This window comes from Streptomyces sp. NPDC026575, assembly GCF_055567415.1.
On record NZ_JBVHQM010000011.1, the window covers coordinates 28295 to 51110 of the forward strand.

Genomic DNA, 22816 nt, shown 5'->3' on the forward strand with positions numbered 1-22816 from the left:
TGATCTTGGTGTGCCCGGAGGTGGGGCACTGCCGAGGGGCGCATCGAGCGCCTTGGTGCGCGCGCATGTGAGGCGTACGACGGTGCTGCATACAGTGCCGCCGCCGCGCAGGACGGCTATGTGCACGGCAGTGCGGCGCATGGCAGTGGTGTGCGCTTGTACGTGCTGCGTGCGTGGGTGGTGGTGCGTGCGTATGGCGGGGTGGGCGCCGCCGCTAGGGGCTCGCAGGGCGGGTACGGCTCAGGTCTCGGTGTCCGTACCCGTGTCGCTCTCCGCGCCGTTGAGCGCCAGGCGGTCGCCGATCGCGCGCAGGCCGGCGAGGTCGTGGACATCGCCGGGCAGCGCGGCGACCTCCGTCACCGGGACCTCGGGATGCAGCGCGGTGAAGCGGTCCCGTGTGCGCCGTTCGCGCCCGAGGACCTGCATGCGTTCCGCGTGCAGTCGTAGCAGCCCGGCGGCCAGTTGGGCCGCCGAGGCCGAAGTGGGTGCCACATGCTCCGCCGCGGCAGCGGGGGAGAGGCCGCCGGCGGTACGTGATCCAGCCTTCCCGTCGCCGAGATCCACAATGCCGGTTGCTTCAAGATTATTTTCGGCGCGGTCCGCTTCGGTGTCGTCCTCCGCCGCCGCGTCCGTCAGGGCCTCCGCGGCGGCCAGTGCGCGCTCGGCGCTCAGTTGGGCGGCGCCGCTGCCGTGCACCCGATTCAGCACGAGGCCGGCCAGCGGCATCTGCTCGGCGGCCAGCCGCTCGACGAAGTACGCCGCCTCGCGCAGCGCGTCCCGCTCCGGGGCAGCCACCACGAGGAACGCCGTGCCGGGCGCCTGCAGCAGGCGGTAGGTGGCGTCCGCGCGGGTGCGGAAGCCGCCGAACATGGTGTCCATGGCGGCCACGAACGTCTGCACATCGCGCAGCAGTTGACCGCCCATGAGCTTGCTGAGCGTGCCGGTCATCATCGACATACCGACATTGAGGAACTTCATGCCGGCCCGGCCGCCGACCTTCGCCGGCGCCATCAGCACCCGGATGAACTTGCCGTCCAGGAAGGAGCCGAGGCGCTTGGGCGCATCCAGGAAGTCCAGGGCGGAGCGGCTCGGTGGTGTGTCGACGACGATCAGGTCCCACTCGTCGCTCGCGCGCAGCTGGCCGAGCTTCTCCATCGCCATGTACTCCTGCGTGCCCGCGAAACCGGCCGACAGGGACTGGTAGAAGGGGTTCTCCAGGATGGCGCGGGCGCGCTCGGCGTCGGCATGGCCCTCGACGATCTCGTCGAAGGTGCGCTTCATGTCGAGCATCATCGCGTGCAGTTCGCCGCCGGCGGTCTCGTCGACGCCCTTGACCCGGCGCGGGACGTTGTCGAGCTCGGAGATGCCCATCGACTGCGCCAGCCGCCTCGCCGGGTCGATGGTCAGCACGACGACCTTGCGGCCGCGCTCGGCGGCGCGCACGCCCAGCGCCGCGGCGGTGGTGGTCTTGCCGACGCCGCCCGAACCGCAGCACACCACGATGCGGGTGCGCGGGTCGTCGATCAGGGCGTCGACCTCCAGGCACGGGGCCGAGGCGTCCAGCGTCGTGTCGTCCGAGGTCATATGGGCCCCTGTTTCCGCAGGTCTCTCGCCAGTTGGTAGAGCCCGGCGAGGTCCACTCCCTCGGGGAGCAGCTCCAACTCGTAGGTGGGCAGGCCGATCGCGGTCAGCTCGGCGTGCTCGGCGCGCTCCAGCTCGACCCGCTCGGCGTGTTCCCGCGCCTGCTCCAGCAGGGGGTCGATCAGCCGGTCCGCCAGGCCGCCGCGGCGGGCACCGCCCAGGCCCGCCTGGGAGAGCGCCTTGGCCACGCCCGTACGGGCCCCGCGGGCGGCGATGACGTCGAGGTCGCCGTTGTCCAGCAGGGCCGGGCGGGTCATGTTGATGACGATGCCGCCGACGGGGATGCCCGCGGCGCGCAGCTCCGCGACACCGTCCGCGGTCTCCTGGACCGGCATCTCCTCCAGGAGCGTCACCAGATGCACCGCGGTCTCGGGCGACTTGAGGACCCGCATCACGGCCTGCGCCTGATTGTGGATCGGGCCGATCTTCGCAAGGCCGGCGACCTCGTCGTTGACGTTCAGGAACCGGGTGATGCGGCCGGTCGGCGGGGCGTCCATCACGACCGCGTCGTAGACGAACCTGCCGTTCTTGTCCTTGCGGCGCACCGCCTCGCACGCCTTGCCGGTCAGCAGGACGTCCCGCAGGCCGGGGGCGATGGTCGTGGCGAAGTCGATCGCGCCGAGCTTCTTGAGCGCCCGGCCCGCGCCGCCGAGCTTGTAGAACATCTGGAGGTAGTCCAGGAGGGCGCGTTCGGCGTCGATGGCCAGGGCATGGACCTCGCCGGCCCGTCGTCCGCCACCGCCCCTGACGGCGTCTCCCCCCGGCTCCGCCCGGGGTGACCCCCACGGCGAGGCACCCTCGGATGCCGGGCCTACCGCGATCTTGCGCTCCTCGTACGGAAGCGCCTCGGTCTCGAACAGCTGGGCAATGCCCTGCCGACCCTCGACCTCGACCAGGAGGGTACGGCGTCCCTCGGTGGCCAGGGCGAGGGCGAGGGCAGCGGCGACCGTGGTCTTTCCGGTGCCGCCCTTGCCGCTGACGACATGGAGCCTGCTCACGCCAAGGAGCCTAACCAGTCCGCGTCGCGGCTACGCACGGGATACGCCTGGGAGGCCCCGGAGATCTTTCCCACGATTCCTCCGGGACAGGTCGGGGATGTGCCGTAGGGGTCGGGCGGGCGCCTGCTCGGCCGCCGTGCCGGGCGGGCGCGGGCGGGCCGTGGCGGACGGCGTCCACCGCGGCCCTGGACAGGCATTACGCTCGGCCCATGACCAAGTGGGAATACGCGACCGTGCCGCTGCTCGTGCACGCGACGAAGCAGATTCTGGACACCTGGGGCGAGGACGGCTGGGAGCTGGTCCAGGTCGTGCCGGGCCCGAACAACCCCGAGCAGTTGGTGGCCTACCTGAAGCGGGAGAAGGCGTGAGCGCCGTAGAGGAGAGGATCGCAGAGCTCGGGCTGAAGCTGCCGGAGGTCGTGCCGCCGCTGGCCACGTACCAGCCCGCGGTGCGCTCCGGCGCATACGTCTTCACCTCCGGCCAGCTGCCGATGGTGGACGGCGCGCTGCCGGCCACCGGCAAGGTCGGCGCCGAGGTGAGCCCGGAGCAGGCCAAGGAGCTCGCCGCGACCTGCGCGCTCAACGCGCTGGCCGCCGTGAAGTCCGTCATCGGCGACCTCGACAAGATCCAGCGGGTCGTCAAGGTCGTCGGCTTCGTGGCCTCCGCGCCGGAGTTCACCGGCCAGCCGGGCGTCCTCAACGGCGCCAGCGAGCTGCTCGGCGAGATCCTCGGCGACAAGGGCGTCCACGCCCGGTCCGCGGTGGGTGTGGCGGTGCTGCCGATCGACGCGCCGGTCGAGGTCGAGATCCAGGTCGAGATCGCGGAGTAGTCGGAACCGCGGAGCGGTCGAGGCCGCGGGGCGGGCGCCGCGGCCTCGTGTGCGCGGGCCCGGCGGCCCTCGCGGGTTCACGTCGGCGCTTGCCCGCCCCCGGTGGTGGGGCGGCGCCGCGTCCCGGCGGAGCACGCCCGGCGCGAAAGTGGCCCTCGAACATCCGCGCGCGAGCGCATAGCATCCGGCCATGTCGTCCACGACCAATGGCCAGTGGTATCCGCCCGAGTGGCCGGACCGCATCCGGGCGCTCGCGAGCGGCGAGCTGACTCCTGCCGAGCCCCGGCGGGCCGCGACCGTCCTGCTGCTGCGGGACTCGGGATCCGGCGGCCCCGCCGTCCATATGCTGCGCAGACGCGCCTCCATGGCCTTCGCCGGAGGCGCGTACGCCTATCCGGGCGGCTCCGTCGACCCCCGTGACGAGCGCCCGGTGGCCTGGGCCGGTCCCTCGCGCGCCCAATGGGCGGTCCGTATGGGCGTCGATCCGGCCACCGCGCAGGCCATCGTCTGCGCGGCGGTGCGCGAGACCTTCGAGGAGGTGGGGGTGCTGCTCGCCGGCGCCTCGGCCGACACGGTCGTCGAGGACACCACGGGCGAGGACTGGGAGGCGGACCGCGCGGCCCTGATCGCCCATGAGCTGTCCTTCGCCGACTTCCTGGGGCGCCGCGGCCTGGTCCTGCGCTCCGACCTGCTGGGCGCGTGGGCACGCTGGATCACCCCGGAGTTCGAGCCGCGGCGCTACGACACCTGGTTCTTCGCCGCCGTGCTTCCCGAGGGCCAGCGCACCCTCACCCAAGGGCCTTCGGCGACCGCCCCGTCCCCTGGTGCGGCCGGGGCCGCCGCCGGTCCAGGGGGGACCCCCAGCGCCTCCACGGAGGCGGATCTCGCGCTGTGGGTCCGGCCGGAGGAGGCGGCGGCCGGCTACGACCGGGGCGAGCTGCTGATGATGCCGCCGACGATCGCGACGCTGCGCGCTCTCCAGCCGTACGCCACCGCCGCGGACGTGCTGGCCGCCGCGGAGGCCCAGGACCTGACGCCGGTCCTGGCCCGGGCGCGTCTGGTGGGCGGCGAGATCGAGCTGAGCTGGCCGGGGCACGACGAATTCACCAAGCACATCGCGCCGAGGGACGCCGACGGCGGCGTCGCCGGGGCCGACGGGGCCTCAGGAGCCCCCGGCCCCAAGGGAGGGAACCCGACATGACCGAAGCAGCCGCCCTCCCGGGGCAGCCCCGCGGCGGAGTGATCTCCGGGGCGGCCACCGCGCGCGCCCACTGCGTACTGGCCCCGAACCCGTCGGCGATGACGCTGGACGGCACCAACACCTGGATCGTCGCCGAACCGGACTCCGACCTCGCCGTCGTCATCGACCCGGGACCGCTCGACGAGGGCCACCTCCAGGCCGTCATCGACACCGCCGAGCGGGCCGGCAAGCGCATCGCGCTGACCCTGCTGACCCACGGTCACCCGGACCACGCCGACGGGGCCGCCCGGTTCGCCGAGCTGACCCGTTCGGCCGTACGGGCGCTGGACCCGGCGCTGCGCCTCGGCGGCGAGGGGCTGGCGGCCGGCGACGTCATCACCACCGGGGGGCTCGAACTGCGGGTGGTGCCCACACCGGGGCACACCGCCGACTCGCTCTCCTTCCACCTCCCGGCCGACCGCGCGGTGCTCACCGGCGACACGATCCTGGGGCGCGGCACCACCATGGTCGCCCACCCGGACGGGCGCCTCGGCGACTATCTGGACTCGCTGCGCCGGCTGCGCTCCCTCACGGTGGACGACGGCGTCTCGACGGTCCTGCCGGGCCACGGGCCGGTCCTGAACGACGCCCAGGGGGCGGTGGAGTTCTATCTGGCGCACCGCGCCCACCGGCTCGCCCAGGTGGAGACCGCGGTCGAGGCGGGGCATCGCACCCCCGCCGAGGTCGTCGCCAGCGTCTACGCCGACGTCGACCGGTCCCTGTGGCCGGCCGCCGAGCTGTCGGTCCGGGCGCAGCTGGACTACCTGGGCGAGCACGGGCTGATCGAGGACTGAGCAGGCGGCCGGGGCCGCGGCGCCGGGCCCGGCCGCCTGCTGCGAGGCCCCGTCAGCCGGTCTACGGGCGGGGAGCCTTCGCCCCGTGGACGGCGAGGTACTCGTCGGCCAACCAGGGTGCGAGGCCGTCCAGCAGCTCGTCCAGCAGCTTCGGGTACGCGGCGGGCGTCCGGGCGGCGCGGGCCGCGGCGCGCATCTGCTCGGCGTGCGCCGGGTAGTAGCGGCCGAACACCTCGGCGGACTGGGCGAGATCGCTGGTCCAGCCGCCCCAGCGGGGCATGACGAGGGTGAACCCGGTGCGTACGAGCCGACGTGCCACGCCCCGGGTCAGCCGGGTGCGCTCGGCCTCCGTGGTCGCCGCCGCGGCCTTGTCGCGCAGACCGGGCAGGTCGCGGAAGAGATCGCCGTTGGTCTCGCGGGCGAGGAGCGAGGTGGGGCGGTAGCGGGGCAGCCGGGCGGCGAGGTCCGGGCCGCCGAGGGGAGTGCACAGACACGCCACGAACCACGCCAGGTCGTAGCGCTCCAGCTCGCTCAGCAGCCGGTCCACACCGAACAGCAGCAGGCCCGCGCCGTCGATCTGCCAGTGGGCGGCGTCCAGCTCCGCCTCGATGCCGCGGGCGGCGGCGTGGTCGGCGGCGGTCGGCTCGTCCCGTAGGGCGACCAGTGCATCGAGGTCGGAGACGCCAGCTACGGCGGTGCCCCGCGGGATGCTGCCGAAGAGGTAGCTGCTGTGGAGGCGGTCGGGGCCGAAGCGGTCGGTGAGCCGCGTGCCGAGCTGCGCCACTACGGGCGCGAACCGCGCGGACACGCGGTCCAGGGCCCCTTCCCGTACGAAGTAGCCGTCCCAGTCCAGTCCCGTGCCGTTGGTCATGGCGCAACTATGGCGAGCGGGCCGGCGGGGCGCGAGGCAAGAGCGAAGGGCCCCGCCGGAGCGGGGCCCTTCGCTGCGAGCTTCTGCGGTGCTCAGCGCGAGCGCTTGGCCAGCCGCTCGACGTCCAGCAGGATCACGGCGCGCGCCTCCAGGCGCAGCCAGCCGCGGCCCGCGAAGTCGGCGAGCGCCTTGTTGACCGTCTCGCGGGAGGCGCCGACCAGCTGGGCCAGCTCTTCCTGCGTGAGGTCGTGGACGACGTGGATGCCCTCCTCGGACTGCACGCCGAAGCGGCGCGACAGGTCGAGCAGGGCCCGTGCCACACGGCCCGGAACGTCCGAGAAGACCAGGTCGGACATCTGGTCGTTGGTCTTGCGCAGCCGGCGGGCGACCGCCCGCAGCAGGGCCGTGGCCACCTCGGGGCGGGCGTTGAGCCAGGGCTGGAGGTCGCCGTGGCCCAGGCCGAGCAGCTTGACCTCGGTGAGGGCGGAGGCGGTGGCCGTACGCGGGCCCGGGTCGAAGAGCGAGAGCTCACCGATCAGCTCGCCGGGGCCGAGGACGGCGAGCATGTTCTCCCGGCCGTCGGGGGAGGTGCGGTGCAGCTTCACCTTGCCCTCGGTGACCACGTAGAGGCGGTCGCCGGGGTCCCCTTCGTGGAACAGGGCGTCGCCGCGGGCGAGCGTGACCTCTCCCATAGAGGCGCGCAGCTCGGCCGCCTGCTCGTCATCGAGCGCCGCGAAGAGCGGTGCGCGCCGCAGAACGTCGTCCACGAGATCTCTCCTTGTCGACATGCTCCGGGGGACTGTGGTCCCCATCATGCCGGAATGCAAAACAGTGCGATCAATCACAAGTTTGCCGGACCGGTGCCCTCAGCCATAAGGCAGGGGGCCGATTGGGGTCACGAATCACGGTGATCAAGCCGGATGTCAGTGGCTGGCTTTAGTCTGGCCGAGTGTCCAATACGCCGGTGAGAGCAGAGGACTGGAGGGCTGGGAGAGTGAGTGCAGGACGCGATTCCGCTGTGGGCGAACAGGCGTCCGGCGAAGCGTCCCATTCGGATAAAAGTAACAAATCGCCCTCCGGGGGGACGGTCGAGCGGAAGTCGACCGTCCAGAAGCCTGGCGCGTCGCGACCGACGGCGCGGACCGCCGCTGAGCAGGACACAACCGACCAGACCTCCGCGACGAAGACCCCGATAGGCACGACCTCGGCAGGGAAGAAGGCGGCCGTGAACGAAACCCCCGAGAAGCCGGCGGCGGCGAAGAAGGCCGTGACGAAGAAGGCGGGCGCGAAGAAGGCCGTGGCCAAGAAGGCCGTGGCCAAGAAGGCCGCCGCGGTCGCCCAACAGGCGCCGGCCGAGAAGCCCGCGGCCAAGAAGGCGGCGACCAAGACGGCCGCCACGAAGAAGTCCGCCGCGGCCAAGAAGGCCGCCGCGGCCAAGGCCCCCGCCAAGAAGGCCGCCGCGCGCAAGCCGGAGTCGCGGGCCGCCATGGTGCGGCGGGCCCGCCGGATCAACCGCGAGCTGGCCGAGCTGTATCCGTACGCCCACCCCGAGCTGGACTTCACCAACCCCTTCGAGCTGCTGGTCGCCACGGTGCTGTCGGCGCAGACCACCGACCTGAGGGTCAACCAGACCACCCCGCGCCTCTTCGCGGTCTGCCCCACCCCCGAGGACATGGCCGCGATCGATCCGCAGGAGCTGGAGGAGCTGATCCGGCCGACCGGCTTCTTCCGGGCCAAGGCGAAGTCGCTGCTGGGGCTGTCCGCGGCGCTGCGCGACCGCTTCGGCGGCGAGGTCCCCGGCCGCCTGGAGGATCTGGTCACGCTCCCCGGGGTCGGCCGCAAGACCGCCAATGTGGTGCTGGGCAACGCCTTCGGCGTACCGGGCATCACCGTCGACACCCACTTCGGCCGCCTGGCGCGCCGCTTCGGCTGGACGACCCAGCAGGACGCGGAGAAGGTCGAGGCGGATGTCGCCGAGATCTTCCCCAAGAGCGAGTGGACGATGCTCTCGCACCGCGTGGTCTTCCACGGCCGCCGGGTCTGCCACTCCCGCAAGCCGGCCTGCGGAGCCTGCGCCATCGCCCCGCTGTGCCCCGCGTACGGCGAGGGCGAGACGGACCCGGAGAAGGCCAGGAAGCTGCTCAAGTACGAGCTGGGCGGCCAGCCGGGACAGCGGCTGAGGCCACCGGCCGACTATCCGGGGCAGCCCGCGCCCCCGATGGCGGCCCGGGCGGCCGCCTCATGACGACGGCCGCGCCGTCCGTGGGGCCGGGGCCGCGCGGAATCACCGGCGCGGCCCCGGTAGGGATCCACCATCGAAGCCAGGCCTGAGGGGGCGCGTATGAGGAGTGCACGGGAGCAGCAGTACGGCGAGGAGGCGGGGGCCCGGGGAGCAGCCGGCCGGGAGGTCGCGGTGACGGCCGACGGCCTGCCCGAGTGGCTGGACCCGGTGGCCCGCGCGGCCGGCACGATCGAGCCGCACCAGCTCAGCCGCTTCCTGCCGCCGGAGAGCGGCGGCCGGCAGTCCGCGGTGCTGATCCTCTTCGGCCACGGCCCCCGCGGCCCCGAACTGCTCCTGATGGAGCGCGCCGGCACCCTGCGCTCCCATGCCGGCCAGCCGTCCTTCCCCGGTGGCGCCCTGGACCCCCAGGACGGCGACCCCGACGGTTCCGGACCGGTGCGGGCGGCGCTTCGCGAGGCCCAGGAGGAGACCGGCCTCGATCCGTCCGGCGTGCAGGTCTTCGGCGTACTGCCGCGGCTCTACATCCCCGTCAGCGGCTTCGTGGTGACACCGGTCCTGGGCTGGTGGCGTCGGCCCAGCCCGGTCGGCGCGGTCGACCAGGCGGAGACCGCCAGGGTGTTCACGGTTCCCGTGGCGGATCTCACGGATCCCGCCCATCGTGTGACAACGCGCCATCCCAGCGGCCACATGGGGCCGGCGTTCCTTGTCGAAAACGCCCTGGTCTGGGGCTTTACGGCCGGGGTGATCGACCGGATTCTGCACTACGCCGGGTGGGAGATTCCGTGGGACCGTGACAAGCAGGTCCCGCTCGACTGGCGCTCGTGAGACGGTGTCCGGCGTGAACGTCCTGGACATCCTGCTGCTGGTCGCGGCCGTGTGGTTCGCGATCGTCGGTTACCGGCAAGGTTTCGTCGTCGGCATCCTGTCCGTGATCGGCTTCCTCGGCGGCGGCCTGATCGCGGTCTTTGTGCTGCCGGTGATCTGGAACGAGATCACCGGTGATGCCACGCCCGGCACCTTCGCGGCCATCGCGGCGGTCGCCATCGTGATCGTGTGCGCATCCGTGGGCCAGGCGCTCACCACCCATCTGGGCAACAAACTGCGCCGCCACATCACGTGGTCACCGGCGAGAGCGCTCGATGCGACCGGCGGCGCGCTGGTCAACGTCATGGCGATGCTGCTGGTCGCCTGGCTGATCGGCTCCGCGCTGGCCGGTACGTCCCTGCCGACGCTCGGCAAGGAGGTCCGCAACTCCAAGGTGCTGCTCGGGGTCTCCCGGGTGCTGCCGTCGCAGGCCAACACCTGGTTCGCGGACTTCTCCTCGGTGCTCGCCCAGAACGGCTTCCCGCAGGTCTTCACGCCGTTCTCCAACGAGCCGATCAACAATGTGCCGGCGCCCGACCCCCAGCTGGCCTCCAGCCCCGTCGCGGCGCAGGCCAGGCGCAGCATCGTGAAGGTCGTCGGCACGGCCCCCGGCTGCGGCAAGGTCCTCGAAGGCAGCGGTTTCGTCTTCGGCCGGCATCGGGTGATGACCAACGCCCATGTCGTCGGAGGAGTGAGCGAGCCGACCGTCCAGGTGGGCGGTGAGGGCCGCCAGTACAACGCCAGGGTCGTGCTCTACGACTGGCGGCGCGACATCGCGGTCCTGGACGTGCCCTCGCTGGACGCCCCGGCGCTGCGGTTCGCCGGCGTGGACGCCGACAGCGGCAAGAGCGCCATCGTCGCCGGTTTCCCGGAGAACGGCGGGTACGACGTCCGCTCCGCCCGCATCCGCGCCCGTATCCAGGCCAACGGCCCGGACATCTACCACCGGGGCACGGTCGGCCGCGACGTCTACTCCCTCTACGCCACGGTCCGGCAGGGCAACTCCGGCGGTCCGCTGCTCACCCCCAGGGGCGAGGTCTACGGCGTCGTCTTCGCGAAGTCGCTGGACGACTCGCACACCGGCTATGCGCTGACCGCCGATGAGATCCGTCAGGACATCGTCAGGGGGCGTACGGCCCAGCAGCAGGTCGACAGCCAGGGCTGCGCGATCTGAGCGGTCCGAGCCGCCCGGAGGGTCCAAGGGCGCGGGGAGCAGGGCTTCCCGCGCCTCGCCGGTTCGGGTCGTGGCCTGTCAGGTGCGGCGGCGCGGGGTCAGGTGCGATGGCGCAGGCGCGCGCTCATCCAGCGCGCTCTGCGGCGCAGGATGCGCGGGATGCCCATCGGGTGCGCCGGGTCGGGGGACGCGCCGGACCCGAGATCCGGTGTGCCCCTGTCCTGAGTGCCCACTGCAGCGGCACTGCTGCGGCGGTTGCGTGCCACGTCACGGTAGTCGTGCGTCCAGCCCATACCCTCGACTCTGCCCGTGGCCCAAGGTCCGTAACCGCCATGGGGACCGCCAATTGGCCTATGCGCCGGGCAAGTGGCCGTTCGCCATGCCTACGTTCGAGTGCTCTGGCGTGTCGGTTCCGCTGAGCGGTGCACCCCGCCCCGCTCAGCGGTACACCGCTGCCCGAACGATCCGTCAGGACGCGCTCAGCGGTCGGGTTCCGGGTCCTTCAGCCAGTTGATCAGCTCGGTCGAGAAGGCGGCCGGGTCCTCCTCGTGCGGGAAGTGCCCCAGGCCGTCGAACAGCCGCCAGCGGTAGGGGGCTTCGACGTACTCTCCGGAGCCGGCCGCGCTGCGGGTGCGCATCACCGGGTCCAGCGAGCCGTGCAGATGCAGGGTCGGGACCCGTACGGGCATCTTCATCCGGCGGTTGAACTGGATGCCGTCGGGGCGGGCCATCGACCGCACCATCCAGCGGTACGGCTCGATCGAGCAGTGCGCCGTCGAGGGGATGCTCATCGCCCGCTGGTAGACCGCGATCGCCTCGTCGTCCGGCAGTCGTGGCCCGGACCAGTCCCGGATCATCCGGCCCACCAGCGCCGCGTCGTCCGCCGTCAGCCGGCGCTCCGGGAGCCAGGGCCGCTGGAAGTTCCAGATGTGCGAACTGCGGGTGGTCTGGCGGACGTCGGCGAGCATCGCCGAGCGCCAGCGCCGCGGATGCGGCATCGAGGCGACCGCGAGCCGGCGCACCAGCTTGGGCCGCATCACCGCCGCCGTCCAGGCGAGATAGCCGCCCAGGTCGTGCCCGACGAGCGCGGCGTCCGGCTCGCCCAGGGACCGTACGACGCCGGTGATGTCCAGCGCGAGGTTCGCCGGGTCGTAGCCGCGCGGGGTGCGGTCGCTGCCGCCGACGCCCCGCAGGTCCATCGCCACCGCGCGGAAGCCCGCCTCGGCGAGGGCCGGGAGCTGGTGCCGCCAGGTCCACCAGAACTGTGGAAAGCCGTGCAGCAGCAGCACCAGCGGGCCCTCGCCCATCTCGGCGATGTGGAAGCGCGCACCGTTGGCCGCGACATCACGGTGCGAAACCTCGTGTCCGCCGGGGATGTCGATCCGTACGACCGATGCGGTGCTGTCAGGGGCTGTCATACCGACGAGCGTGTCACAGACTCCAGGACCGGGTGGTCCATGGCCTCCACGCGCGGATGCGGCTTGGCCTTCTGCAGTACGGCCGCGGTCTCCCTGGCGGAGTTGATGGACTTCTCCGGCTTCTTGATCTTCTTGATCTTGGTGATGGCGATGAGGGCCAGCAGTCCGGCGAGGACCAGGAAGGCGCCGCCCACGATCAGGAAGGACCAGGCCAGGCCGAGCCCGAGGTTGTGGATGCCGTACGCCGCCGCGAAGCTCAGCACCGGCAGCGCGAACAGCGCCAGCGCGCCCGCCACGACGAAGGCGGCGCTGCCGATGCCCGCCCGCTTGGCGTCCTGCCGCAGCTCCGCCTTGGCCAGTGCGATCTCGTCGTGCACCAGTGCGGACATCTCGGCGGTGGCCGAGGCCACCAGTTGCCCGAGGCTGCGGTCCGTGCCGTGGTCGGCTGCGCTCATCGCCGTCTCCCTCATCTCGTCACCCGGATGCAAAGCCTCTCAGATCATGCCGGACCATCGTCTCCGGCGTGCGAGGCGGAGGCCACTTCGGCAAGCCGGCGGTGTTCGGCGGCCTTGGCTTCGTGGATCGCCGCCATCCGAAGGTGGTATTCCGGTTTGTCCGCCTCGTAGATGTCGGGGATGCCGTCCTGGTCCTCGTCCCGCTCCTCGTCCTCGCACAGCTTCCGGTACTTGCGGTTGCGGAGCTTGAGCAGGACGCCGGCGAAGACGGCCGCGAGCAGTGAGCCGATCAGCACCGCTGCCTTGACCTCGGCGGCCAGCGCCAGGTCGTCGGCGAAGGCGAGTTCGTCGATCAGCAGCGAGACGGTGAAGCCGATGCCGGCGAGGGAGGCGACCGCGAAGACGTCCGGCCATCTGAGGTCGGGGTTGAGTTCGGCCTTGGTGAAGCGGGCGGCGCACCATGTGCCGCCGAAGATCCCCAGCGCCTTGCCCACTACCAGGCCGAGGACCACTCCGAGCGTCTCCGGCCGGGTGAAGACGTCGTGGAGGGCGCCGCCGGCGATGGACACGCCCGCGGAGAACAGGGCGAACAGCGGCACCGCGAGACCGGCCGAGAGCGGGCGGATCAGATGCTCGATGTGCTCGCCGGGCGACTGGGCCTCGCCGTCGCGGCGGTGGCAGCGCAGCATCAGGCCCATGGCCACGCCCGCGATGGTGGCGTGCACGCCGCTGTTCTCCATCAGGGCCCAGATGACCACGGCGAGCGGGACGTAGACGTACCAGCCGCGGACGCCCTTGCGCAGCAGCAGGTAGAAGACCACCAGGCCGACGACGGCGAATCCGAGCGCCGCGAAATTGATCTTCGAGGTGAAGAAGATCGCGATGATCAGGATGGCGAAGAGATCGTCGACGACGGCGAGCGTCAGCAGGAAGGCGCGCAGGGCGGCGGGCAGGGACGTCCCGATGACGGCGAGCACGGCGAGCGCGAAGGCGATGTCGGTCGCGGTGGGCACCGCCCAGCCTTGGAGCGAGCCGCCGCCGAGGGTGTTGACGCCGACGTAGACGAGCGCCGGTGTCGCCATGCCGCAGATCGCGGCGATCACGGGGAGCGCGGCGGCCCGGCGGTCGCGCAGCTCGCCGGCGACCAGTTCGCGCTTGAGCTCGATGCCCGCGACGAAGAAGAAGATCGCCAGCAGGCCGTTGGCGGCCCAGTGCTGGACGGAGAGGTCCAGGCCGAGTGAGGCCGGGCCGAGATGGAAGCCGCGCACCGCCTCGTAGCTGCCGCCGAGGGTGTTTGCCCAGATCAGAGCCGCTACGGCGGCGAGGAGAAGGAGGACACCGCCGACGGTCTCGGCGCGCAGCGCATCGGCGATGAAGTTCCGCTCGGGCAGGGACATCCGTCCGAGGAATATGGAACGGCGATGGGACGCACTCACGGCGGGTGACCTCCGGCCTTCGGCAGCTGTGTACGGCTGTTGCAGTTGCCGACCAGACTTCCCGGCGCACCCTGAGTTTCTTAGCGCGTCATTGACGCGCCTCCCACTGTACCGAACGGGTGCGAACGGTTATTCGGTGGCCTCACTTTACGGGCAAATCGGTCACCGGGCCGCCGGAAGGGAGCCCGGCCGGTGGCTCCCGAGGGGCCCGGGCAGGCCGGAGGGGCGCCCGGCCGCTACGGCCCGGCGCCCCCTCCGCGATCCCTCTCGCTCAGTCCTCGCTGGCCGCGCTCGGCAGCTTCGCCTGGATCAGATCCATGACCGAGGAGTCGGTGAGCGTGGTGACGTCACCGAGGTCGCGGTTCTCGGCGACATCGCGCAGCAGCCGGCGCATGATCTTGCCCGAGCGGGTCTTGGGCAGCTCCGCGACCGGCATGATCCGCTTGGGCTTGGCGATCGGGCCGAGCTGCTGGGCGACATGCGCCCGCAGCTCCTCGACCAGGCCCTCGTTCTCGGCCGCGCCGCCGCGCAGGATGACGAAGGCGCAGATGGCCTGCGTGGTCTGCGGGTCGGTGGCGCCGACGACCGCGGCCTCGGCCACCTTCGGGTGCGAGACCAGCGCCGACTCGACCTCGGTGGTGGAGATGTTGTGGCCGGACACCAGCATGACGTCGTCGACCCGGCCCAGCAGCCAGATGTCGCCGTCGTCGTCCTTCTTGGCGCCGTCGCCGGCGAAGTACTTGCCCTCGAAGCGCGACCAGTACGTGTCGAGGTAGCGCTGGTCGTCGCCCCAGATCGTCCGGAGCATGGCCGGCCAGGGCTCGGTGAGGACGAGGTAGCCGCCACCGCCGTTCGGCACCTCGCGTGCCTCGTCGTCCACCACCGTGGCGGAGATGCCGGGCAGCGGCTGTTGCGCCGAGCCAGGCTTGGTCTCCGTGACGCCGGGCAGGGGGCTGAGCATCATGCCGCCGGTCTCGGTCTGCCACCAGGTGTCGACGATCGGCGCGGCGTCGGCGCCGATGTGCTTGCGGTACCACATCCACGCCTCGGGGTTGATCGGCTCGCCCACCGACCCCAGGACGCGCAGCGACGACAGATCGAACTTCGCCGGGATGTCGTCGCCCCACTTCATGCAGGCGCGGATCGCGGTCGGCGCGGTGTACAGGATCGTCACGCCGTACTTCTGCACGATCTCCCACCAGCGGCCCTGGTGCGGGCTGTCGGGCGTGCCCTCGTAGAGCACCTCGGTCGCGCCGTTGGAGAGCGGGCCGTAGGTGATGTACGAGTGGCCGGTCACCCAGCCGACGTCGGCGGTGCACCAGTAGACGTCGGTCTCGGGCTTCAGGTCGAAGACCGCGTGGTGGGTGTACGACACCTGGGTGAGGTAGCCGCCGGTGGTGTGCAGGATGCCCTTGGGCTTACCCGTCGTACCGGAGGTGTAGAGGATGAACAGCGGGTGCTCGGCGTCGAAGCCCTCGGGCGTGTGCGTCTCGCTCTGCCGCTCGACGATCTCGTGCCACCACACGTCGCGGCCCTCGTGCCAGGCGATGTCCTCCTGGCCGGTGCGGCGCACGACGAGCACGCTGCGGACGTTCTCCGTGCCGGGCCTGGTCAGCGCGTCGTCGACGGCCGGCTTGAGGGCGGAGGGCTTGCCGCGGCGGTAGCCGCCGTCGGCGGTGATCACCACGCGGGCGTCGGCGTCGACGATCCGCGTCGCCAGCGCGTCCGCGGAGAAGCCGCCGAAGACCACCGAGTGCGGTGCGCCCAGGCGGGCGCAGGCCAGCATGGCGATGACCGTCTCGGGGATCATCGGCATGTAGATGGCGACCCGGTCGCCGGCCTGCACGCCCAGCTCGATCAGCGCATGGGCGGCCTTGGAGACCTCGCGCTGCAGCTCGGCGTAGGTGATCGCGCGGCTGTCGCCCGGCTCGCCCTCGAAGTGGATGGCGACCCGGTCGCCCAGGCCGTTCTCCACGTGCCGGTCCACGCAGTTGTAGGCGACGTTGAGCCTGCCGTCGGCGAACCACTTCGCGAAGGGCGCGTTCGACCAGTCGAGGGTCTGGGTGGGCTCGGTCTCCCAGGACAGTCGCCGGGCCTGTTCGGCCCAGAAGCCCAGCCGGTCCGCCGCGGCCTGTTCGTACGCGGCGGCCGTGACGTTGGCATGCGCGGCCAGATCCGAGGGTGGCGCGAACCGCCGCTCCTCTTTGAGCAGATTGGCCAGGCTTTCGTTGCTCACGACATCTCCCATTCCCAGGGCGTCCGATGTGTCCCAGGCCATAGCTCATCAGCCCGCGGTGGACCCTGACAAGGGCTGTGGAAAATTATTGGTGTAGACCTGTTGACCGATCGTCTGTTCCGCGGCCCCCGGACGGCGGTTGCGCAGGTCAGACGCCGACCGGCGCCGCCTCGCCGCGGACCGCGCAGAACCGCCCGGTGGCCTCGTCGAGCACATACGCCTGGGCCGCGCCGACGTCGAAGTACATGCCGTGCAGCGCGAGGGTGCCCTCGGCCACCCGGCGGGCCACACAGGCGTGCGCCCTGAGGTGGTCGAGCTGCTGCATGACATTGACGAGCGCCAGTCGCTCCTGGTCATCGGCCACCGGCCGCCCGGCCAGGGCGACTTCGCCCCGCCCCAGCCGCCCGATGCGCCGCATCCGGGCCAGGCTCGGGCGGCCGTGGCGCAGCCAGCGGGCCAGCGGGGTCGGCTCGGCCCCGTCCGGTGCGGCGGTGCTCAGCAGCGCCCCCATGGCGCCGCACCCCGAATGCCCGCACACCGTGATCGAGCCGACCCGCAGCACCTCCACCGCGTACTCGATCGCCGCTCCCACGGAGTCGCAGGAGGACTCCGCGCCGGGTGGCGGCATCAGGTTGCCGACGTTGCGCACGGTGAACAGGTCGCCCGGACCACTGGAGGTGATCATGCTCGTGACCAGCCGGGAGTCCGCGCAGGTCAGAAACAGCTGGGTGGGCCGCTGGCCGTCGCGGGCGAGCCGCGCCAGCTCCTCGCGCACCAGCGGGGCGGTGTGGCGCTGGAACGCGCTGACCCCGCCCAGCAGTTGGCTGCCGCTGCTCTCCGGGGCGGCCGCCGTGTGCTCGGGGGCGGGCCGGGTGCAGTGGTGGTTGCGCCACGGTGTCCACGGCCGGCACGAGTGCCCACCGGTCGGCTCGGCGAGCGGACGGCCGCCACGGCCGCCCAGCGTCACCCAGCCGCCGTGCGCCTGATGGGTGGCGCACCAGGACTGCAGGGCCTCGTAGGCGGCGTGGTCCATGAACGAGCCGAACAGCTCGACGACGACCTCGGTGTGCGCCGGCACCAGCGCCAGCGCCCGGGTCAGCCGCGGCACCGCCAGGAACGTCAGCTGGCCGCTGATGCGCACCCGATAGCCCTCGTCCTCCTGGGTGACGGTGACCCGGGTGTGGGTCAGCCGGCGCAGCGCCAGGAAGGCCGCGACCGCGATGCCGGCCGCCACACCCTGGAGGACGCCGAAGAGGACGACCCCGCCCAGGGTGCCCGCGTACACCGGGAATTCGCGGTGCCGCTGCACATGCCGGATGTGCGCGAAGCTCACCATCCGTACGCCGACGGCCATCACCAGCGCGGCGAGCGCGGCCAGCGGGATCAGCTCCAGCACCCCGGCCAGCAGGCCCGCGCACAGCAGCACCCATACGCCGTGCAGCACGGTGGCCCAGCGGGTGGCGGCCCCGGCCCGTACGTTGGCCGAACCGCGGATCGCGCCGCCGGAGATCGGCAGCCCGCCCAGCAGCCCGGAGGCGACATTGGCCACGCCCTGGCCGGCCAGCTCGCGGTTGAGCCGCGCCCGGCCCGTGGGGGCGCCCGGCCGCTCGGCCGCGAGCCGGTCCACGGCCGCCGCCGACAGCAGCGACTCCATACTGGCGACGAGGGTGACGGTCAGCACCGCGGCCACCAGGGCCGGCACGGACGCCTCCGGGAGGGCGGGCGGCTCGGGCAGCCGCCAGGACGGCAGCTCCACGCGCGGTACCGCCATCCCGGCGCTGGCGGCCGTCGCGGCGAGCACGGCGGCCAGCGGAGCCGGCAGCACCCGCGCCCAGCGCCCGGCGCGGCCCGGCAGCCGCCCCCAGCCGATCAGTACGGTGACGGTGATCGCGCCGATCAGCAGCGCGGCGGTGTGCGGATGCGCCAACTGGCCGGGCAGCGCGGCGGCGTTGTCGAGCGCCGAGCTGTCGGGGCTGCCGCCGAGCACCACATGGAGCTGCCCGATGGCGATGGTGACCCCGATGCCGGCCAGCATGCCGTGCACGATGGCCGGGCTGATGGCCAGCGTCGCACGGGCCACGCGCAGCGCGCCCAGGGCGAGTTGGGCGAGGCCGGCCAGGACCGTGATGGCGCAGGTGGCGCGCCAGCCGAAGCGCTGGACGAGGTCGGCGGTGACCACCAGGAGACCGGTGGCCGCGCCGCTCACCTGGAGGGGCGTGCCGCCGAGCAGCCCGGCGACGATACCGCCGACGGCCGCCGCGACCAGTCCGGCCTGGAGCGGGGCTCCGGTGGCCAGCGCGATACCCAGCGACAGCGGCACGGCCAGCAGGAAGACCACGATCGAGGCGGAGAGGTCCCGGCGCCAGGTGGCCCGGTCGGCCCTTTGCGCGGGGGCTTCCTCCGGGCGCATTCGGGGCTCGGGAGAGATCTCGGAGCGGTGTGGGGCGGGCTGCGGTGGGGACTTCTCCATCTGCGACATTCCCGTCTCCTCCGGGGCGACGCGGTCGCGCGGGGCGCGATCGTGGGGCGGCGGTGTACTGCGGCGGGACGTGAGCCGGCCGGCGGCGTCGTGGTGGGGGACGGTCCGGCGACCCTCAAGCATCGGTAAATGGATCGTAATGACGGGTAAAGGTAACGAGAAGCTTCTACATGCATTCGCCCCAATCTATCCATCTATCGGGTGAATGTCGGGCCTTTCGGGTTGCCCGTGTCATTCCTGTTCTTGGCGCGTGAAAGCCCCGCGGGGGTATTCCGATCGGCGACTCGGAAAAGCGCTCGCGGCGCCAGGAATGACGTGGCCGGGCCGGTCGCATGGGCTGAGGGCGGCCGCAACGAAAAGGGGCGGCGGCGAGGCATCGGCACCAGGAGCGACGGGGTCTACCGCGGCGGCCCAGGGGGCGGCTGGGCCGGCGGGCTGCGGACAGGGCGCCCGGCCCGCCCGGCCCGCGCGGCCCGGCAGGTCAAGCGGGCTGTGGCGTGGCCACTCCTTCGTGGAGCACGAATGCCGGGTCGACCTGGGCCGCCAGATCGACGCCGGTCTTCGCGTTGCCCCAGCTCTCCGCGTTCTTCAGGTGGAAGTGCACCATCTGGCGCGTGTAGCGCTCCCAGTCGCGTCGCCCGTAGGCGGCGTCGGCCGTGTCGTGCAGTACCTCCAGGGCGCGGCGGTTGGCCTGCTCCAGATAGGCGAAGCGGGCCGGGCGGCCCTTCTCCATGGCGCGCACCCACTCGGAGTGCCCGACCGTCACCAGCAGGTCGTCGCCCACCTCGTCGCGCAGGAACGCCAGGTCGTCGGGGCTCTGCACCTTGTTGCCGACGACCTTGAGGGGGACGCCGAAGTCCTGCGCGTACTCCTTGTACTGGCGGTAGACGGCGACGCCCTTACGGGTCGGCTCGGCGACCAGGAAGGTCATGTCGAAGCGGGTGAACATCCCGGAGGCGAAGGAATCGGAACCGGCCGTCATATCGACGACGACATACTCCGTCCGGCCGTCAACAAGGTGGTTCAGGCACAGTTCGACCGCGCCGACCTTGGAGTGGTAGCAGGCCACGCCCAGATCGGACTCGGTGAACGGGCCCGTCGCCATCAGCCGCACCGCGGCGCCGTCGAGTTCCACCGTCCGCGCGCAGGCGTCGTAGACGGGATTGTCCTCGACGACCCGCAGCAGCCGTGAGCCCTCGCCGGGCGGGGTGGTCTTGATCATGGAAGCGGCGGACGGGATCCGCGGGTTGCCGCCGCGCAAGTAGTCCTTGATCAGCGGCAGATGGGCGCCCATCGCGGGGAGCGCGGCGGCCCTTGACTCGTCGAGGCCGAGGGCGGCGCCCAGGTGCTGGTTGATATCGGCGTCCACCGCGATCACGGGAATGCGGGACGCGGCGAGATGCCGGATGAACAGGGAGGACAGGGTGGTCTTGCCGCTGCCGCCCTTGCCTACGAAAGCGATCTTCATGTTCACCAAGGGTAATCTCGCTCTACCTCTGAGTGAGGGGTTCGCGTGAAGAAGACCACTCCTTCGAGGGGTCCGGCCCGGTGGTGCGTAGGGTCGTACCCATGGCTGGAATCTCCCGGGGGACCTCCCCCGCATCCCCCAAAGCGAGCGACGATCCGCTTGTGACCCTGGCCTCGCTCCCGGGAGTCGCCGACTCCGTGGACTCCGTACGCAAGGGCGTCGACCGGGTCTACGGCCACCGGATCATGCGGCGCCGGAGCAACGAGGTCACCTCCGAGGCGGCGCTGCGCGGAGCGCGCGGTTCCGCGGCGCTGTCGGGAGCCGACTGGGCGCTCGAAGAGGTCCGGCGCCGGACCGACTTCGGCGTCGAGGGCGAGCCGCGGACGGTCGGCGCGGCGCTGCGGCTGACCGCGGAGGCGGGGCAGCTGCTGAGCGTGTGGCGGCAGTCGCCGCTGCGTGTGCTGGCGCGGCTCCATCTGGTGGCGGCCGGCGGGGAGTCCCCGGACGAGACCGTGGGGCGGCCCCGGCTGGCCGGTGAGCCGGTGGACGAGCCGCTCGTCGAGCTGGCGCTCCCGGATGCGGACGAGGTCGCCGGGCGGCTGGACGGGCTGTCGCGGCTGCTGCTGGCGGGCACCGAGGCGCCGGCCCTGGTGGTCGCGGCGGTGGTGCACGGCGAGCTGCTCGCGCTGCGGCCCTTCGCGTCGCACAACGGGCTGGTGGCGCGGGCCGCGGAGCGGATCGTGCTGGTCGGCAGCGGACTGGACCCCAAGTCGATCTGCCCTGCCGAGGTCGGGCATGCCGAGTTGGGGCGCGCGGCGTATGTCGCCGCCCTGGAGGGCTATGTCTCGGGCACCCCGGAGGGCGTCGCCGCCTGGATCGCGCACTGCGGGCGCGCGGTGGAACTCGGCGTACGGGAGAGCACCGCGGTCTGTGAGGCGCTGCAGCGCGGCGCGGCATAAGAGTGGCATAAGTGGCGACGAGGTGAAGGCTTCGAAACCGCCCGGGGAATCCGGAACCATTGCTTCAATTCGTCCCTGAACAGGGTTGCGGCGGTACCAATCGGTGGTACCGCCGCTGGCATGTCTGCCGGGTTACCATGCGTGCACGAAATTTGCCCATCAGGTCGGAATCTTCGTCCGGTTACCTGGTGCGGCTGGCCCGTAATCGACGGGTCGGCGTCGCGTGGGTGCCCGACATTCATGCATCGGTCCGTGGGCCACTTGCTGCGTTAAAGGTGTTCCTCTCGGATGTCCTTGGTCTCGCGGGCCGTTAAGTCCTTTGTACTACTCGTGCCGGGCGAGGGGAAGTCCAGACGGCCAGAACTTTACGTTCACCTTCAAATACGGGCATTACGGGCGGCACCGCTCCGGTCGAAACGACGGAAGCGCAACCTTGTGGTTTTCCGTCGACTCGCGTACCAGACCAGTGTCGCGGTCGCCATGGCCGCGCCGGCCGCCGCCATGGCGGCGATAACCGGCCGCGAGGGCATCGACAGCGCCGGCAGCCGCTGCTTGAGCGGAACCGGGCGGCTGAAGGAGAGGACCGGCCAGCCGCGCGCCACCGCCTCCCGGCGCAGCGCCCGGTCCGGGTTGACCGCGCAGGGGTGTCCGACCGCCGAAAGCATCGGCACGTCGGTGGCCGAATCGCTGTAGGCATAGCAGCGTTCCAAGTCGTAGCCCTCGGACGCGGCGAGTTCCCGGACGGCCTCGGCCTTGGTCGGGCCGTAGGCGTAATACTCCACCTCACCGGTGAAGCGGCCGTCTTCGCCGACGACCATACGGGTGGCCACGACCCGGTCTGCGCCCAGGAGTTCACCGATGGGTTCGACGACCTCGGCACCGGAAGTCGAGACGATGACGACATCGCGTCCGGCGGCGTGATGCTCTTCGATGAGTGAGGCCGCCTCGTCGTAAATGATCGGGTCGATCAGATCGTGCAGGGTCTCGGCGACGATCTCGCGGACCTGGGCCACGTCCCAGCCACGGCACAGCGAGGAGAGATATTCACGCATCCGCTCCATCTGGTCGTGGTCGGCGCCGCCCGCAAGGAACACGAACTGGGCGTACGCAGTGCGCAGTACGGCCCGCCGATTGATCAGGCCGCCTTGGTAGAACGACTTGCTGAAGGTCAGCGTGCTCGACTTTGCAATGACGGTCTTGTCCAAGTCGAAGAACGCAGCAGTACGGGGAGTCGAGTGAGGCACGGAGTGGTTTTCCACGGGGGTGAGCATAGGCTCCCACCATTCGGCGTAAGGTGTGGCGTGTGGGTTTGCCTGAGAAGGCTCTCGGGTACACCATGGAAGTCACGGATCGTTCGCGACCGTGCTAACCCGGTCCGGCTCCTCCCCCCCCCCGAGTCGGCCGTGGGGACGACCCCCGCTCTCCCCCCCGGCGGGGGTCGTCGCATGTCCGGACGCTTTTCTCGCCGCCGGACGACGATCCGCCCCTCACTCCGGCTGTGCGACGTCGACGGCCGAGCCGCCTCGCCCCTGTTACCCACCGTAGTCAACGCGCTGCTCTGAGGAACCCCCTCTCGGGGCCCTTCGTGAAGCTCTCTTGAGCCCCAGAAGTCGCCCTTCGTCGCTGGAATAGGTGACGGGGATATTCACAGCCGCGGAGTTGTCCACAGATTTGGTTCAAGATCCACTCGGATTTCCCGATCGCTGCATCGT

At 71.6% G+C, this 22816-nt stretch carries 20 protein-coding genes; 8 read left to right on the plus strand and 12 right to left on the minus strand.

The features are described from left to right. Positions 1 to 240: 240 nt before the first annotated feature. Both bagB and bagA read right to left on the minus strand, forming a co-directional pair. Positions 241 to 1584 (minus strand): ATPase BagB, encoded by a 1344-nt coding sequence (gene bagB, locus ACZ4NB_RS16990; RefSeq protein ID WP_467662228.1) that lies wholly within the window; start codon positions 1582 to 1584, stop codon positions 241 to 243. Beyond that, the gene (bagA, locus tag ACZ4NB_RS16995) at positions 1581 to 2639 is read right to left on the minus strand and encodes an ATPase BagA (RefSeq protein WP_467662230.1); all 1059 of its coding nucleotides are present in this window, start codon (positions 2637 to 2639) and stop codon (positions 1581 to 1583) included. The genes bagB and bagA overlap by 4 nt, the downstream gene beginning before the upstream one ends. A 209-nt stretch (positions 2640 to 2848) precedes the next feature. Here bagA and ACZ4NB_RS17000 point away from each other — a divergent pair, with 209 nt between their 5' ends. The 4 genes from ACZ4NB_RS17000 to ACZ4NB_RS17015 all read left to right on the plus strand — a co-directional run bounded on the left by ACZ4NB_RS17000 (position 2849) and on the right by ACZ4NB_RS17015 (position 5502). Further along, positions 2849 to 3007 (plus strand): DUF4177 domain-containing protein, encoded by a 159-nt coding sequence (locus ACZ4NB_RS17000; protein WP_003967454.1) that lies wholly within the window; start codon positions 2849 to 2851, stop codon positions 3005 to 3007. Then, positions 3004 to 3468, plus strand: coding sequence for a RidA family protein (locus tag ACZ4NB_RS17005; protein WP_467662232.1), 465 nt, complete (start codon positions 3004 to 3006; stop codon positions 3466 to 3468). Before ACZ4NB_RS17000 ends, ACZ4NB_RS17005 begins: the two co-directional genes overlap by 4 nt. Before the next feature lie 190 nt (positions 3469 to 3658). Next, positions 3659 to 4669: an NUDIX hydrolase gene (locus ACZ4NB_RS17010; RefSeq protein WP_467662233.1), complete on the plus strand. Its 1011-nt coding sequence runs from the start codon at positions 3659 to 3661 to the stop codon at positions 4667 to 4669. Continuing rightward, positions 4666 to 5502: an MBL fold metallo-hydrolase gene (locus tag ACZ4NB_RS17015; RefSeq protein WP_467662235.1), complete on the plus strand. Its 837-nt coding sequence runs from the start codon at positions 4666 to 4668 to the stop codon at positions 5500 to 5502. Before ACZ4NB_RS17010 ends, ACZ4NB_RS17015 begins: the two co-directional genes overlap by 4 nt. 61 nt (positions 5503 to 5563) lie before the next feature. On the opposite strand, the gene ACZ4NB_RS17020 is transcribed toward ACZ4NB_RS17015, so the two are convergent. Next, the gene (locus ACZ4NB_RS17020; protein ID WP_467662237.1) at positions 5564 to 6373 is read right to left on the minus strand and encodes a nucleotidyltransferase; all 810 of its coding nucleotides are present in this window, start codon (positions 6371 to 6373) and stop codon (positions 5564 to 5566) included. Between the two features lie 92 nt (positions 6374 to 6465). Further along, on the minus strand, positions 6466 to 7140 hold the full coding sequence (locus tag ACZ4NB_RS17025; protein ID WP_006604164.1) for a Crp/Fnr family transcriptional regulator: 675 nt from the start codon (positions 7138 to 7140) through the stop codon (positions 6466 to 6468). Between the two features lie 458 nt (positions 7141 to 7598). Here ACZ4NB_RS17025 and nth point away from each other — a divergent pair, with 458 nt between their 5' ends. From nth to ACZ4NB_RS17040, 3 genes are all read left to right on the plus strand, one after another. Beyond that, positions 7599 to 8618, plus strand: coding sequence for an endonuclease III (nth, locus tag ACZ4NB_RS17030; RefSeq protein ID WP_467662238.1), 1020 nt, complete (start codon positions 7599 to 7601; stop codon positions 8616 to 8618). Between the two features lie 96 nt (positions 8619 to 8714). Further along, positions 8715 to 9440, plus strand: a complete 726-nt coding sequence (locus ACZ4NB_RS17035) for an NUDIX hydrolase (protein ID WP_467662239.1) — start codon at positions 8715 to 8717, stop codon at positions 9438 to 9440. 13 nt (positions 9441 to 9453) lie between these two features. After that, the gene (locus ACZ4NB_RS17040; protein ID WP_467662241.1) at positions 9454 to 10653 is read left to right on the plus strand and encodes a MarP family serine protease; all 1200 of its coding nucleotides are present in this window, start codon (positions 9454 to 9456) and stop codon (positions 10651 to 10653) included. Between the two features lie 98 nt (positions 10654 to 10751). Here the strand turns inward: ACZ4NB_RS17040 and ACZ4NB_RS17045 are convergent, their stop codons facing one another. From ACZ4NB_RS17045 to ACZ4NB_RS17075, 7 genes are all read right to left on the minus strand, one after another. Beyond that, positions 10752 to 10946, minus strand: a complete 195-nt coding sequence (locus ACZ4NB_RS17045; RefSeq protein ID WP_384427869.1) for a hypothetical protein — start codon at positions 10944 to 10946, stop codon at positions 10752 to 10754. Positions 10947 to 11132: 186 nt separating this feature from the next. Further along, positions 11133 to 12071, minus strand: a complete 939-nt coding sequence (locus ACZ4NB_RS17050) for an alpha/beta fold hydrolase (protein WP_467662243.1) — start codon at positions 12069 to 12071, stop codon at positions 11133 to 11135. Further along, positions 12068 to 12526 (minus strand): phage holin family protein, encoded by a 459-nt coding sequence (locus ACZ4NB_RS17055; RefSeq protein WP_467662245.1) that lies wholly within the window; start codon positions 12524 to 12526, stop codon positions 12068 to 12070. Before ACZ4NB_RS17055 ends, ACZ4NB_RS17050 begins: the two co-directional genes overlap by 4 nt. Positions 12527 to 12570: 44 nt before the next feature. After that, positions 12571 to 13923, minus strand: a complete 1353-nt coding sequence (nhaA, locus tag ACZ4NB_RS17060) for a Na+/H+ antiporter NhaA (RefSeq protein ID WP_467662247.1) — start codon at positions 13921 to 13923, stop codon at positions 12571 to 12573. 310 nt (positions 13924 to 14233) lie between these two features. Continuing rightward, a complete protein-coding gene (gene acs, locus ACZ4NB_RS17065; protein ID WP_467662249.1) occupies positions 14234 to 16198 on the minus strand; it encodes an acetate--CoA ligase in 1965 nt (654 codons plus the stop codon). Between the two features lie 148 nt (positions 16199 to 16346). Further along, complete coding sequence (locus tag ACZ4NB_RS17070; RefSeq protein WP_467662627.1) at positions 16347 to 18677, minus strand: SulP family inorganic anion transporter; 2331 nt, start codon at positions 18675 to 18677, stop codon at positions 16347 to 16349. Between the two features lie 481 nt (positions 18678 to 19158). Then, on the minus strand, positions 19159 to 20145 hold the full coding sequence (locus ACZ4NB_RS17075) for an ATP-binding protein (RefSeq protein ID WP_467662251.1): 987 nt from the start codon (positions 20143 to 20145) through the stop codon (positions 19159 to 19161). A gap of 101 nt (positions 20146 to 20246) precedes the next feature. Between ACZ4NB_RS17075 and ACZ4NB_RS17080 the strand changes: the two genes are divergently transcribed. Then, positions 20247 to 21104 (plus strand): Fic family protein, encoded by an 858-nt coding sequence (locus ACZ4NB_RS17080; protein ID WP_467662252.1) that lies wholly within the window; start codon positions 20247 to 20249, stop codon positions 21102 to 21104. A 377-nt stretch (positions 21105 to 21481) separates the two neighbouring features. Here ACZ4NB_RS17080 and ACZ4NB_RS17085 read toward each other — a convergent pair whose 3' ends face one another. After that, complete coding sequence (locus ACZ4NB_RS17085) at positions 21482 to 22375, minus strand: HAD family hydrolase (protein WP_467662254.1); 894 nt, start codon at positions 22373 to 22375, stop codon at positions 21482 to 21484. Between the last annotated feature and the right edge of the window lie 441 nt (positions 22376 to 22816).